We start from the raw sequence: 13,589 nt of genomic DNA, 5'->3' as shown, positions 1-13,589 counted from the left end.
ACACCATGCCTACCCCCACTAAGGGCCCGCGCCTCGGAGGCGGTCCGGCTCACGAGCGTCTGATGCTCGCGAACCTGGCCGGCGCCCTGTTCGAGCACAAGCGCATCACCACGACGCTCACCAAGGCCAAGCGCCTGAGCCCGTACGCCGAGCGCCTGGTCACCTTCGCCAAGCGCGGAGACCTGTCCTCTCGCCGCCGCGTGCTGTCCCTGATCAGCAACAAGGGCGTTGTCCACGAGCTGTTCACCGACGTCGCCAAGGCAGTCGAGAACCGCGAAGGCGGCTACACCCGCATCACCAAGATTGGCAACCGCAAGGGCGACAACGCTCCCATGGCCGTCATCGAACTGGTTCTTGAGCCGGTCAGCGCCAAGCAGGCCGTCGTCAAGGAAGCCACCGCTGCCGCTGCCAAGGCTGCTCCCGTTGAGGTTGCACCCGCAGTCGTAGAGGCCGAAGAGACCGCAGCCGTTGAGGCTGAGGTTGTCGAGGCCGAGACCGCCGAGGAAGCAAAGTAAATTTGCCCCATTGGCAGGCCATGCCCTCTGCAAAGTAACGTAGAGGCATGACTTCGCAGAAACCCGCCATTCCCGTCGAACGGAATGGCGGGTTTCTTCGTATCCGGCTGGATCTGGCGTACGACGGCGCCGCGTTCAGCGGGTGGGCGATCCAACCCGGCCGCAGGACCGTCCAGGGCATCCTCGAGGAGGCCCTGGCGCTGATGCTCCGCCGGCTGGTCCGGGTCACGGTTGCCGGGCGCACCGACGCCGGGGTCCACGCCCGGGGCCAGGTGGTCCACCTTGACCTTACGGTGGCCGAATGGGACGGGATCTGCCGCGGCCATGACTTGGATCCGGCGGCGGCGCTGCTGCGGCGCCTGCGCGGGGCCTTGAACCGCGTGCTGGGCGACCTGCACGGTGCCGTGCTGGTGCACAGCGCCGTCGTGGCCCCCGCGGGCTTTGACGCGCGGTTCTCGGCGCTCCACCGGCGCTACAGCTACCGCATTGCCGACAACCCCCGGCACTGGGACCCGCTGGCGCGTTACTACACGCTCTGGCACAAGGCGGCGCTGGACGCGGAGCTGATGCACAGCGCCGCCCAGGAGCTGCTGGGCGTGCAGGATTTCCGCGCCTTCGCCAAGCCGCGCGAGGGGTCCACCACCATCCGCGAACTGCAGCGCATCGACTTCACCCGTGGCGCTGACGGCATCATCACCCTGAACATCCAGGCCGATGCCTTCTGCCACAACATGGTGCGGGCCCTGACCGGGGCCGCCATGCGGGTGGGGGAGGGGCTGGAGCATCCGGGCTGGATGCATGAACGCCTCACTGCGGGCGTCCGGGATGCCAAGTCGGTCCTCGCGGCGCCGCATCCGCTGGTCTTTGAGGAGGTCAGCTACCCGGATCCCGCCGCCATGGGCGAGCGGGCGGAGCTGACCCGGGCGCGACGCGAATAGCGGAGACGCCGCTCGAGGGAGAGCCACGGCACACTTTGCCAATGCGCAGGAGTGTGTTAAAGCCCCGCTTTGACCTAGGGCCTCCGGTCAGGCTATCGTTGGTAGTCGTTGTGCGTGTCCTATCTCGATAATCCACGCCCGCTGAAGGTCCGGTTGCAGGACCATGGATTCGGTCGGGTGCCATCGGGACGATTATGGATAACTGGTCGTAGAGCCCTCACCTCTGTTCCGGTAACGCATAGATAGCAGGCGTAACCATCTAGTGACGCCACCTAAGAACAAGAAACGAAGGCAGAAACCGTGCGTACGTACACCCCGAAGCCCGGCGACATCAACCGCCAGTGGCACGTCATTGACGCCACCGACGTTGTCCTCGGCCGTCTCGCCAGCCAGACCGCAATCCTGCTGCGCGGAAAGCACAAGCCGACCTTTGCGTCCCACATGGACATGGGCGACTTTGTCATCATCGTCAACGCCGAGAAGGTTGCCCTGACCGGTGCCAAGCTTGAGCAGAAGCGCGCTTACCGCCACTCCGGGTACCCGGGCGGCCTGTCCAGCGTCAACTATGCAGAACTGCTGGAGAAGAACCCGGTCCGCGCTGTAGAGAAGGCCATCCGTGGCATGCTCCCGAAGAACTCCCTTGCCGCACAGCAGATCGGCAAGCTGAAGGTCTACAAGGGTGCAGAGCACCCGCACGCTGCCCAGCAGCCGAAGGCCTTCGAAATCACCCAGGTCGCCCAGTAGTCCTGGCCACCAACCCAAATATTTATCAAGGAGAATCGTGGCTCAGAACACTGAAGAGCTGAACACCGAGGCCGTTGTGGCTGAGGAAGAAGTACTGACCAGCTACACCTCGGAGTCCGCTCCGGCCGGTGACGCTGCCCCCAAGAAGGAGCGCCCGGCCCTGACGGTTGCCGGCGCAGCCGTTGGCCGCCGCAAGCAGGCCATCGCCCGCGTCCGCGTTGTCCCGGGTTCCGGCAAGTGGATCGTGAACGGCCGCGAGCTGTCCGACTACTTCCCGAACAAGCTGCACCAGCAGGAAGTCAACGAGCCCTTCCGCATCCTGGATCTGGATGGCGCCTACGACGTCATCGCCCGCATCCACGGTGGTGGCCCCTCCGGCCAGGCCGGCGCACTGCGTCTGGGCGTTGCTCGTTCCTTGAACGAGATCGACACCGAGAACAACCGCGCGACCCTGAAGAAGGCCGGCTTCCTGACTCGTGACGCCCGCGTCATCGAGCGCAAGAAGGCTGGTCTCAAGAAGGCCCGCAAGGCACCCCAGTACTCCAAGCGCTAAATTTCGCGCGAGGCGCCAAAAAGGCCGGTCGCTCTGCGACCGGCCTTTTCGGCGTTTAAGGCGGCGGCTCCGTGCCGTTCTGCGCGGTGGCTGGATCCAACTGTGCGCAGGGGCGGCTCCTGCGCGGAGTTGGCCCGCTGCTCTGCGCCGGACGGCCGCGCCGCAGCGCAGGTGCCGGGCCGTGTCGCCGCGCCGGGCGGCCCGGGGCGGGTATTGGTGCCCTAAACTGATACGGATGTCTAGATTATTTGGAACCGACGGTGTCCGCGGGCTGGCCAACGGTCTGCTGACCGCAGAGCTTGCCCTTTCCCTTGCCCAGGCTGCGGCCGTGGTCCTTGGCCACGAGCAGATGGCGGAGGGTAAACGACCGCGCGCCGTCGTCGCACGCGACCCGCGGGCCAGCGGCGAGTTCATTGCCGCCGCGGTGGAAGCCGGGCTGGCCAGTGCCGGCGTGGACGTCTACGATGCCGGCGTGCTGCCCACCCCCGCCGCTGCCTTCCTGATCGCGGATCTGGGCGCGGACTTTGGCGTGATGATCTCTGCCTCGCACAACCCGGCACCCGACAACGGCATCAAGTTCTTCGCCCGCGGGGGCCACAAGCTGCCCGACGAGGTCGAGGACGCCATCGAGGCGCGGCTGGCGAATGAGGTCTTCCGCCCGGTGGGCATCGACGTCGGCCGGATCCAGCGCTTTGCCGACGCCGAGGACCGCTACATCGTCCACCTGCTTTCCACGCTGCCCAACCGCCTGGATGGCATCAAGGTGGTGCTCGATTGCGCCCATGGTGCTGCCAGCGGCTGTTCCCCGCATGTGTTTGCCGACGCCGGCGCCCAGATCGTGGTGATCGGAGCCGAGCCCGACGGATTGAACATCAACGACGGCGTGGGATCCACCCATCTGGGGAAGCTCCAGGCCGCCGTCCTTGAGCACGGCGCCGATCTGGGCATTGCCCACGACGGCGACGCGGACCGCTGCCTGGCCGTGGACCACGAGGGCACCGTCATCGACGGGGACCAGATCATGGCCATCCTGGCTGTGGCGCTGAAGGAATCCGGCGAGCTCAAGGATGATGTCCTGGTGGCCACCGTGATGAGCAACCTTGGGTTGAAGATCGCCCTGCGCAACGCGGGCATCAGCATCCGGGAAACCGCCGTCGGCGACCGCTACGTGCTGGAGGAAATGCGCCGCGGCGGCTACAGCCTCGGCGGCGAGCAGTCCGGGCACGTCATTTTCTCCGAGTACGCCACCACGGGCGACGGCGTGCTGACCGGCCTGCAGCTGGCCGCCCAGGTGGTCCGCACCGGCAAGAGGCTCAAGGAGCTTGCCCAGGTCATGGCCAAGCTGCCCCAGCTGATGATCAACGTCCCCGATGTGGACAAGAGCCGGGCCTCGTTCGACACCGGCGTCACGGCCGCCGTCGCAGCGGCCGAGCGCGAGCTCGGCGACACCGGCCGCGTGCTGCTGCGCCCCTCGGGCACCGAGGCACTGGTACGGGTCATGGTGGAAGCCGCCGACATGGAAACGGCCACCCGCATCTGCACCGAGCTTGCCGGCGTCGTCCGCGACAGGCTCGGCCTCCAGCGCTAGGCGCGCCGCCGGGAAACCGGAGCGGTGGTGCTTAAACGCCGAGGGCGACGGCTCCCATCGGGAGCCGTCGCCCTCGGCGTTTAAGCCGGTGGTCAGCCGCGGCGCAGGGCGTCGCGGATTTCGGTCAGGAGGACGGTCTGCTCGTCGACCTCCGCAACAATCTCCTCGACGGGCCTCCGTGCGGTAGCGCGTGCCTTCAGGTGGTTGATGGGGAGCACAATGGCGAAGTACAGGGCAATGGCAACCAGCGCGAAGTTCAGCAGTGCCTGGAGCACGGAGCCCACCGAGAACTCGGCGCCGTTGAGGATAAAATTGCCCACATGGGAAATGTCCGGTTTGCCAAAGATGGCGGCAATCAACGGCGTAATGATGCCGTTGACGAGAGCGGTGACAACGGCGCTGAACGCGGCGCCGATAATGACACCAACAGCGAGGTCAATAGCGTTTCCGTGGGAAATGAATTCCTTGAATCCTTTGAGCATGCCCCCAAAATACCCCAATAGCGTGGCATTGGCGCCACCCTTTGGTGACAAATGGCTAACGTGTCCGTGAACCATGCCGGCGTGGCGCAAATGCTGGCGGCGGAGGATCCATTCGCCGCCATCCGAAATTGCGGTGGTCAGGTTTTCCGCAGCAGCATGCGGCGGATGGAGTGGTCCGCCTCCTTGGTCAGCACCAGTTGGGCCCGTCCCCGGGTGGGAATGACATTCTCGACCAGGTTCGGCTCGTTGATCCGTTTCCAGATGCCCAGCGCGGTTTCCACGGCCTCGGTGTCGGAGAGTTCCGCGTAGCGCCTGAAATAGGATTCCGGATTGCTGAATGAGCGGGTCCGCAGCGACCGGAACCTATCGACATACCATTGCTCAATGTAAGAGGTCTTTGCATCCACGTAAATGGAGAAATCAAAGAAATCGCTGACGGCCAGCCCCGAGCGGCCGTCGTGCCGCGGGCGCGCCGGGGCCAGCACATTGAGCCCCTCCACGATCAGCACGTCGGGGCGGCGGACCACCACTTCCCGGCCCGGGACAATGTCATAGGTCAGATGCGAGTACCAGGGCGCACGGACCTCTTCGGCTCCGCCCTTGACCTCGCTGACGAAGCGCAGTAGGGCGCGCTGGTCATAGGACTCGGGGAAGCCCTTGCGTTCCATCAGCCCGCGCCGTGCCAACTCTGCGTTCGGGTAGAGGAACCCGTCAGTTGTGACAAGTTCCACATTGGGGGTGTCCGGCCAGCGGCGCAGCATCTCGCGCAGCACGCGTGCCGTAGTGGATTTGCCCACGGCCACCGAGCCGGCGACGCCGATCACGAAGGGAGTGCGGCGGGTCTTTTCGCCCAGGAAGGTGGTGGTGGCAGCGTGCAGTTGGCCGGCGGCGCCCACGTAGAGGTTGAGCAGACGTGAGAGCGGAAGATAGACCTCGCGGATCTCCTTCATGTTCAGCTTTTCGCCCAAACCCCGCAGCCGGGCAATATCTTCCTCGTTGAGGGGTTGCTCGATGGTGTCGGAGAGCCGGGACCAGGTGGTGCGGTCCAGTTCCACAAAGGGGGAGACTCCCTCGCCGTTCGCGGACTCGTTTCGTTGCGAAGTCACCATAGTGATTCTGCCTTGTCTGCGAACCGTCTGCGAACCTTCGCGAAATACGGGCAGTTTTTGGCCGTTGGCCTTTTCCTATGCACCTCTCTGCGGGATAAGATCCTACATCCTCCCTCTAGGGTGCACGTTACTCTTGAGGCATGTGTGGAATTGTTGGCTATGTAGGCCGTGGAACTGTTAACGGCAACGGCGCGCTTCACGCGCATGGTGCCCTGGATGTAGTGCTGGAAGGACTGCGCCGGCTTGAGTACCGTGGATACGATTCCGCGGGCGTCGCCGTGCTGGAGGACCACCGGATCTCCTCGCGGAAGAAATCGGGCAAGCTGGCCAATCTGCTGGTCGAACTCGAGGCGGATCCGCTGCCGGCCGCCCTGACGGGCATTGGACACACCCGCTGGGCCACGCACGGCGGGCCTACGGACCAGAACGCCCATCCGCACCTTGCCGACGGCGGACAGCTGGCACTGATCCACAATGGCATCATCGAAAACTTCGCCGAGCTGAAGGCCGCCCTGGTGCGCAAGGGGCACGTCTTCGCCTCCGACACCGACACCGAGGTGGCCGCTGCGCTGCTGGGCGACATCTACCGCACGCTCGTCGACGCCGGCCAGAGGGACGGGGCGCTGACCAAGGCCATGGAGCTGGCCTGCCAGCAGCTGGAGGGTGCCTTCACCCTGCTGGCCATCCACGCCGATGCCCCGGGCATGGTGGTGGCGGCCCGGCGCAACTCGCCCCTAGTGGTGGGATTGGGTGACGGCGAGAACTTCCTGGGCTCGGACGTCTCGGGGTTCATCGACTACACCCGCCGCGCGGTGGAACTGGGCCAGGACCAGATCGTCACCATCACCCCGGATTCGGTGGACATCATCGACTTCCACGGCGCCCCTGCCCAGGGCAAGGAATATCTGGTGGACTGGGATGCTGCAGCCGCCGAAAAGGGCGGCTACCCCTCCTTCATGGAGAAGGAGATCAATGACCAGCCCGACGCCGTCGCCCAGACCCTGTTGGGCCGCTCGGACGAGCACGGGATGCTGACGCTCAACGAGCTGCGCATCGACCCCGAACTGCTCAAGGGCATCGACAAGATCATCGTGCTGGCCTGCGGGACCTCGGCCTACGCCGGCCAGGTGGCCAAATACGCCATCGAGCGCTGGTGCCGGATCCCCACCGAGGTGGAGCTCTCGCACGAGTTCCGGTACCGCGACCCCATCGTCACCGACACCACCCTGATTGTCTCCATCTCGCAGTCCGGGGAAACCATGGACACGCTGATGGCTGTCCGGTATGCCCGCGAGCAGGGCGCCAAGACGTTGGCCATCTGCAACACCAATGGCTCCACCATCCCGCGCGAATCCGATGCCGTGCTGTACACCCACGCGGGCCCGGAAATTGCCGTGGCCTCCACCAAGGCTTTCCTGGCCCAGATCACCGCCGCCTACCTGCTGGGGCTGTATTTGGCACAGTTGCGCGGAAACCTGTTCCAGGGCGAGATCAAGGACATCCTGGCGGACCTGGCCAAGATGCCGGCCAAGATCCAGCAGATTCTGGACAACTCGGGTGACATCAAGGCGCTGGCCCGCGAGATGGCCGACACCAAGTCCGTGCTGTTCCTGGGCCGCCATGTCGGCTTCCCCGTGGCCATGGAAGGTGCGCTCAAGCTCAAGGAGCTGGCCTACATCCACGCGGAGGGTTTTGCCGCCGGCGAGCTCAAGCACGGACCCATCGCGCTGATCGAGGAGGGCCAGCCGGTGTTCGTCGTCGTACCCTCCCCGCGCGGCCGCGACTCGCTCCATGCAAAGGTGGTCTCCAACATCCAGGAGATCCGTGCCCGCGGCGCCAAGACCATCGTCATTGCCGAAGAGGGCGACGACGCCGTGCTGGCGTACGCCGAGCACGTCTTCTACATTCCCCAGACCACCCCGCTGCTGGCGCCGCTGCTCACCACCGTGCCGCTGCAGCTGTTTGCCTGCGAGCTGGCCACGGCCAAGGGCTACGACGTGGACCAGCCGCGCAACCTGGCCAAGTCGGTCACCGTCGAGTAGCGCCGGCTCACATACAGCATGATCCCGGCCGCGGCGCCGGGCCTTCGGCCGCGGCGCCGGGCCTTCGGGCCCGGCGCCGCGGCTTTTGCGCACCAGCCGGGCGCGCCCCTGGCCAGCGGCTAGCGCCGTCGCGCCCTCCCCAATCTCGCTTCGCTCCATTGGGGCCCCGCGGGCACTAGCGCCGTCGCGCCCTCCCCAATCTCGCTTCGCTCCATTGGGGCCCCGCGGGCACTAGCGCCGTCGCGCCCTCCCCAATCTCGCTTCGCTCCATTGGGGCCCCGCGGGCACTAGGCTGGGGACCATGATTATTGGCATCGGTGTAGATGTGGTGGACATTGAGCGTTTCGGCGGGCAGCTGGAGCGCACCCCCGGGCTGCGCGACAGGCTGTTTGTGCCGGCCGAGCGGAACCTGAACACGCGTTCCCTGGCGGCCCGGTTTGCCGCCAAGGAATCCGTCGCCAAGGTCCTGGGTGCGCCGGCCGGAATGAACTGGCAGGACTGCTGGATCGGACTGGACGAGCACGGCCCCACCATCCAGGTCACGGGGACGGTCGCCGCGGTGGCCAAGGCCAAGGGCGTCAAGCGCTGGCATCTGTCCATGAGCCACGACGGCGGCATTTCCACCGCCATGGTGATCGCCGAGGGCTAAGGTGATCCACGCCTACACCGGCTCCGCGGTCCGGGCGGCCGAGGAGCCGCTCCTGGCTGCCGGCCAGGGGCCGGCCCTGATGCGGCGCGCCGCCCACGGCCTCGCCGTCGAGGTGGGCCGGCTGCTGCGCTCCGCCGGACGCCGCGTGTACGGCTCCCGCGTGGCGGTCCTTGCCGGGGCCGGGAACAACGGCGGCGACGCACTCTATGCAGCGGCGGAGCTGGCCGGCCGCGGGGCCCGGGTGGCCGCCGTTCTCACCTCGGCGCGGACCCATCCGGAGGCGCTGGCCGCCTTCCTCGCCGCCGGCGGGCGGATCTTTGCCCTCGACGGCGCCCTGGGCGACAGCGGCCCGCCACCCACTGCCGGCGGTGGCACCGCCGGATTCCTTGCCGAGGCTGCGGCCGCGGACGTGCTGCTGGACGGGATCCTGGGCACGGGCGGCCGCGGCGGAGTCCGCGAACCCGCGGCCTCCCTGCTGCGGTCCCTGGCGGCCCTGCCCGGTCCGCTGGTGGTGGCCGTTGACCTTCCCAGTGGCGTGGATGCCGACACCGGCGCCGCCGCCGGCCCCGTGCTGGCGGCGGAACTGACTGTCACGTTCGGCGCCGCCAAGGCTGGCCTGCTGCTTTCGCCGGGGGAGTCCCATGCCGGCCGTGTCGTGGAGGTGGACATCGGCATCGCGCAACGGCTGGGCGCCCCGCTGCTGCGCCGGCTGGAGACCGCCGACCTGGCCGCCCTGCTGCCCGTGCCAACCCGGACCAGCCACAAGTACAGCCGCGGCGTGCTCGGCATCATCGCCGGGTCGGCCCGGTACCCCGGAGCCGCCGCCCTGTGCGCCGGTGCCGCGGTGTCCACCGGGGTGGGCATGGTCCGCTACCTGGGGCCGGCCGAGGTGGCCGCCAGGGTCCAGCAGGCGCACCCCGAGGTGGTGGCGGCCCAGGGCAGCGTAGCCGAGTCCCATGTGCAGGCCTGGCTGGCCGGACCCGGGATCGACGGCGACCGGCGGCAGGAAGACCACGCCCGGGCCGCACTGGCCGGTCCGCTCCCCGTGGTGGTCGACGCCGGCGCCCTGCCCCTGGTGGGGACGGGCCATCCCGCCAGCACCATCCTGACCCCGCATGCCGGCGAGCTGGCCGTGCTGCTGTCCCGGCTGGATGCGCCGGCCTCCCGCGCCGAGGTCGAGGCCGCGCCGCACAGCTGTGCCACCCGGGCCGCCGCGCTGACCGGGGCCACAGTGCTGCTGAAGGGGGCCACCACGGTGGTGGCCGGCCCGGACGGCACCGTGTTCAGCCAGGCGGACGGGACCGGGTGGCTGGCCACCGCCGGCAGCGGCGATGTCCTGGCCGGCATGCTGGGGGCACTGCTGGCCGCCCTCGCGGACACCCCCGGCCCCTTCACTGCCCTGGGCATTCCCGCCGCTGCCCGGTGGGCGGGAATCGCCGCGCTGGCCGCCAGCCTGCACGGCCGCGCCGCCGTTGCGGCGGGAGGTCCGCTGCAGGCCTCGGCGCTGGCCGCCGCCATTCCGGCGGCCTGGCGGGCCGCCGGCGGCTAGGAAGCCGCACCACACCCGTCCCGGCCCCAACGATGCCGGCAGCCCACCGGAAAGGAGCCAGCATGGAGGTTTGGCCCGGGCGCGCGCGTCCACTGGGTGCCAGTTGGGACGGGGCAGGCACCAACTTTGCCCTGTACAGCGACGGCGCCACGGCCGTCACGCTCGCCCTGTTCGACGCCGTTGGTGCCGAGGCCGCCGTCGGGCTGACCGAGGTGGACGCCTGCATCTGGCACGCCTACCTGCCGGGCATTGGCCCGGGGCAGCACTACGGCTACCGGGTGGACGGGCCGTGGGACCCGGCCAACGGCTTGCGCTTCAACGCCGCCAAGCTACTGCTGGACCCCTACGCCCGGGCCATCGCCGGCACCGTGGACTGGGACCCGTCCGTGTTGGGCCAACTGCCGGACCGCCCGGACGAGCGCAACGACGCCGACTCGGCGGCCCACGTGCCGCGCTCTGTGGTGGTCGACCCCGGCTACGATTGGCGCGGCGACGAGCCTCCGCGCACGCCCTACCACCGCACCGTCATCTACGAGGCCCACGTCAAGGGGCTCACCCAGCTCCACCCGGACGTGCCCGGGCACCAGCGCGGCAGCTATGCCGCCGTCGGGCACTCCGCCGTGGTGGCCCACCTGGTGAGGCTGGGCGTGACGGCGGTGGAGCTGATGCCCGTCCACCAGTTTGTCCACGATGGCACACTGCTGGAGAGGGGGCTGAGCAATTACTGGGGCTACAACACCATCGGCTTCTTTGCCCCGCACAACGGGTACTCGTCCACCGGCGGCCGGGACGGCGGATTCGCCCAGGTGCGCGAATTCAAGGACATGGTGCGGGCCCTGCACGCCGCCGGGCTGGAGGTCATCCTGGACGTGGTCTACAACCACACGGCGGAGGGAAACCACCAGGGCCCCACCCTGTCCTTCCGCGGGATCGACAACGACGCCTACTACCGCCTGGAGGACGCCGACAGGTCCCGCTACGTGGACTACACCGGCACCGGGAACTCGCTCAACGTCCGCAATGCCGCCCCGCTGGCGATGCTGATGGACTCGCTGCGGTACTGGGTGGCCGAGATGCATGTGGACGGCTTCCGCTTCGACCTCGCCGCGGAGCTGGCCCGCGAGTTCTACGACGTCGACAAGCTCTCCACCTTCTTCGACATGGTCGCGCAGGATCCGGTGGTCTCGGGGGTGAAGCTGATTGCCGAGCCCTGGGACCTGGGGCCGGGCGGCTACCAGGTGGGCAACTTCCCGCCGCAGTGGAGTGAATGGAACGGCAAATTCCGCGACACGGTGCGCGATTTCTGGCGCGGGGAACCGGCAACGCTGGCCGAATTTGCCTCCCGGCTCACCGGCTCGAGCGACCTCTACGCCCATTCCGGCCGCCGGCCCGTGGCCTCGATCAACTTCGCCACGGCCCACGACGGCTTCCCGCTGGCGGACCTGGTCGCCTACAACGCCAAGCACAACGAGGCCAACGGCGAGGGCAACAACGACGGCGAATCCACCAACCGCTCCTGGAACTGCGGGGTGGAGGGCCCCACCGATGATCCGGCCATCCTGGCGCTGCGCGGACGCCAGCAGCGCAACATCCTCACCACGCTGCTGCTCTCCCAGGGCGTGCCGATGCTGCTGGCCGGCGACGAGCTCGGGCGCTCGCAGCACGGCAACAACAACGCCTACTGCCAGGACAACGAGCTGAGCTGGATCGATTGGGGCCAGGCGGATGCCGGGCTGCTGGACTTCACCGCCCGGCTGGGGCGCCTGCGCGCGGAGCACCCGGTGTTCCGGCGCCGGCGCTTCTTTGACGGGGTGCCGGTGGAGCAGGCCGACGGCGACGAGCTGGCGGACATTGTCTGGCTGCGGCCCGACGGTTCGGCCATGACCGGCGCGGACTGGGGGAGCGGCTTCGGGCGGACCATCGGCGCCTACCTCAACGGCGACGGCATCCCCGGCCCGGACGAGCACGGCCGGCCGGTCACGGATGCGAACTTCCTGCTCTACTTCAACGCCCACGACGCCACCGTGGAGTGCACGCTGCCCGACCACACCTATTCGCCCCGCTGGGAGGTGCTGGTGGACACCTCGGACGACGGCGTCGGGGCCGGCACCAGAGTGTACGGGGCCGGAGCGGTGGTGCCGCTGCCGGCGAGATCGTCGCTGGTCCTCGCCGCGTCGCACGAGGACACTCCCGGAACAATTGCGGACACGGTGTAACAATTTCGGACACATGGGGACACACGGCCGGGCGCCGCCGTCGAACTGGCAAACTGGAGCCATGACCTACCATGCCGCGGACAACCGCTATGAAACCATGCCCTACCGCCGAGTGGGGCGCAGCGGGCTGAAGCTGCCGGCCGTCTCGCTGGGGCTGTGGCACAACTTTGGCGACGACAAGCGCTTTGAGGAGCAGCGCGACATCCTGCGCCGTGCCTTCGACCTGGGCGTGACCCACTTTGACCTGGCCAACAACTACGGCCCGCCGGACGGATCCGCCGAGACCAACTTTGGCCGCCACCTCAAGGACGATTTCGCCCCGTACCGCGACGAGCTCGTGATCTCCACCAAGGCCGGCTACTACATGTGGCCGGGCCCGTATGGCGAGTGGGGCTCCCGCAAGAACCTGCTGGCCAGCCTGGACCAGTCGCTGGGACGGATGGGCCTGGACTACGTTGACATCTTCTACAGCCACCGGCCGGACCCGGAAACTCCGCTGGAGGAGACCATGGGCGCCCTGGACCATGCCGTGCGCTCGGGCAAGGCCCTGTACGCGGGCATCTCCTCCTACACCCCGGCGCAGACCCTCGAGGCCGCCCGGATCCTGAAGGAACTGGGCACGCCGCTGCTGATCCACCAGCCCTCCTACTCGCTGCTGAACCGCTGGACCGAGAACGGCGAGCCGAACCTCTACGAGGCGCTGGAGACCGTGGGCGCCGGATCCATCGCGTTCTCCCCGCTGGCGCAGGGCATGCTGACGGACCGGTACCTCAAGGGTGTGCCGGCCGATTCCCGCGCGGCCAAGGCCCGCTTCCTCTCCGACTCCAACCTCACCGAGGAATCGATGGCCCGGGTGCACGGGCTCAACGCCATTGCGGCGGGGCGCGGCCAGTCGCTGGCGCAGCTGGCCATCGCCTGGATCCTGCGCGACCAGCCCAAGGGCAGCCCCGTGACCTCCGCTCTGGTTGGCGCGTCAAGCGTGGCCCAGCTGGAGAACAACCTGGCGGCCATCAACAACCTCGCCTTCACGGCCGACGAGCTCGCTGCCATCGACGAGTTTGCCGTGGAATCGGACATCAACCTCTGGGCCCAGTGATCCGGGCCATGTGATCTACGGCACCGGGGGAACAATTGGGCCCCCGGTGCTGTTGGCTAGAATGAACGTAGGGCGCCAGTCGGGCGCCAGGTCCGGTGGCCATGCCGC

12 protein-coding genes are annotated in these 13,589 nt (G+C 68.0%); 10 read left to right on the top strand and 2 right to left on the bottom strand.

The window, feature by feature from the left end; genetic code table 11:
* Positions 1–5: 5 nt before the first annotated feature.
* The 5 genes from rplQ (at position 6) to glmM (ending at position 4,338) form a co-directional block, all read left to right on the top strand.
* The gene (gene rplQ / locus ACQCSX_RS10500; protein ID WP_427018922.1) at positions 6–515 is read left to right on the top strand and encodes a 50S ribosomal protein L17; all 510 of its coding nucleotides are present in this window, start codon (positions 6–8) and stop codon (positions 513–515) included.
* A 47-nt stretch (positions 516–562) separates the two neighbouring features.
* A complete protein-coding gene (gene truA, locus ACQCSX_RS10495; protein ID WP_427018921.1) occupies positions 563–1,453 on the top strand; it encodes a tRNA pseudouridine(38-40) synthase TruA in 891 nt (296 codons plus the stop codon).
* A gap of 300 nt (positions 1,454–1,753) precedes the next feature.
* A complete protein-coding gene (rplM, locus tag ACQCSX_RS10490; protein WP_427018920.1) occupies positions 1,754–2,197 on the top strand; it encodes a 50S ribosomal protein L13 in 444 nt (147 codons plus the stop codon).
* Positions 2,198–2,234: 37 nt separating this feature from the next.
* The gene (rpsI, locus tag ACQCSX_RS10485; protein WP_026555750.1) at positions 2,235–2,750 is read left to right on the top strand and encodes a 30S ribosomal protein S9; all 516 of its coding nucleotides are present in this window, start codon (positions 2,235–2,237) and stop codon (positions 2,748–2,750) included.
* A 235-nt stretch (positions 2,751–2,985) separates the two neighbouring features.
* Positions 2,986–4,338 (top strand): phosphoglucosamine mutase, encoded by a 1,353-nt coding sequence (glmM, locus tag ACQCSX_RS10480; protein ID WP_427018919.1) that lies wholly within the window; start codon positions 2,986–2,988, stop codon positions 4,336–4,338.
* 92 nt (positions 4,339–4,430) lie between these two features.
* On the opposite strand, the gene mscL is transcribed toward glmM, so the two are convergent.
* On the bottom strand, positions 4,431–4,820 hold the full coding sequence (gene mscL / locus ACQCSX_RS10475) for a large conductance mechanosensitive channel protein MscL (RefSeq protein ID WP_427018918.1): 390 nt from the start codon (positions 4,818–4,820) through the stop codon (positions 4,431–4,433).
* 137 nt (positions 4,821–4,957) lie between these two features.
* Positions 4,958–5,929, bottom strand: coding sequence for a type I pantothenate kinase (gene coaA / locus ACQCSX_RS10470; protein ID WP_427018917.1), 972 nt, complete (start codon positions 5,927–5,929; stop codon positions 4,958–4,960).
* A gap of 140 nt (positions 5,930–6,069) precedes the next feature.
* Here coaA and glmS point away from each other — a divergent pair, with 140 nt between their 5' ends.
* The 5 genes from glmS to mgrA all read left to right on the top strand — a co-directional run bounded on the left by glmS (position 6,070) and on the right by mgrA (position 13,481).
* Positions 6,070–7,971, top strand: coding sequence for a glutamine--fructose-6-phosphate transaminase (isomerizing) (gene glmS / locus ACQCSX_RS10465; protein ID WP_427018916.1), 1,902 nt, complete (start codon positions 6,070–6,072; stop codon positions 7,969–7,971).
* Positions 7,972–8,272: 301 nt separating this feature from the next.
* Positions 8,273–8,620, top strand: coding sequence for a holo-ACP synthase (locus tag ACQCSX_RS10460; RefSeq protein ID WP_427018915.1), 348 nt, complete (start codon positions 8,273–8,275; stop codon positions 8,618–8,620).
* Position 8,621: 1 nt separating this feature from the next.
* Positions 8,622–10,169, top strand: a complete 1,548-nt coding sequence (locus ACQCSX_RS10455) for an NAD(P)H-hydrate epimerase (protein WP_427018914.1) — start codon at positions 8,622–8,624, stop codon at positions 10,167–10,169.
* Between the two features lie 62 nt (positions 10,170–10,231).
* A complete protein-coding gene (gene glgX, locus ACQCSX_RS10450; RefSeq protein WP_427018913.1) occupies positions 10,232–12,385 on the top strand; it encodes a glycogen debranching protein GlgX in 2,154 nt (717 codons plus the stop codon).
* A gap of 61 nt (positions 12,386–12,446) precedes the next feature.
* On the top strand, positions 12,447–13,481 hold the full coding sequence (gene mgrA, locus ACQCSX_RS10445; RefSeq protein WP_427018912.1) for an L-glyceraldehyde 3-phosphate reductase: 1,035 nt from the start codon (positions 12,447–12,449) through the stop codon (positions 13,479–13,481).
* Positions 13,482–13,589 lie beyond the last annotated feature (108 nt).

This window comes from Pseudarthrobacter sp. P1, from assembly GCF_050156935.1.
Taxonomy (GTDB): domain Bacteria; phylum Actinomycetota; class Actinomycetes; order Actinomycetales; family Micrococcaceae; genus Specibacter.
The sequence above is the reverse complement of the archived record's forward strand: the minus strand, read 5'-3'. Positions and strand labels throughout refer to the sequence as shown.

What these genes read in the sequence shown, in the direction of transcription:
- coaA (WP_427018917.1), bottom strand. Translation starts at nt 5,929, where the DNA reads ATGGTGACTTCGCAACGAAACGAGTCCGCGAACGGCGAGGGAGTCTCC.
- ACQCSX_RS10460 (WP_427018915.1), top strand. Translation starts at nt 8,273, where the DNA reads ATGATTATTGGCATCGGTGTAGATGTGGTGGACATTGAGCGTTTCGGC.
- mscL (WP_427018918.1), bottom strand. Translation starts at nt 4,820, where the DNA reads ATGCTCAAAGGATTCAAGGAATTCATTTCCCACGGAAACGCTATTGAC.
- glmS (WP_427018916.1), top strand. Translation starts at nt 6,070, where the DNA reads ATGTGTGGAATTGTTGGCTATGTAGGCCGTGGAACTGTTAACGGCAAC.
- truA (WP_427018921.1), top strand. Translation starts at nt 563, where the DNA reads ATGACTTCGCAGAAACCCGCCATTCCCGTCGAACGGAATGGCGGGTTT.
- glgX (WP_427018913.1), top strand. Translation starts at nt 10,232, where the DNA reads ATGGAGGTTTGGCCCGGGCGCGCGCGTCCACTGGGTGCCAGTTGGGAC.
- mgrA (WP_427018912.1), top strand. Translation starts at nt 12,447, where the DNA reads ATGACCTACCATGCCGCGGACAACCGCTATGAAACCATGCCCTACCGC.
- glmM (WP_427018919.1), top strand. Translation starts at nt 2,986, where the DNA reads ATGTCTAGATTATTTGGAACCGACGGTGTCCGCGGGCTGGCCAACGGT.
- rplQ (WP_427018922.1), top strand. Translation starts at nt 6, where the DNA reads ATGCCTACCCCCACTAAGGGCCCGCGCCTCGGAGGCGGTCCGGCTCAC.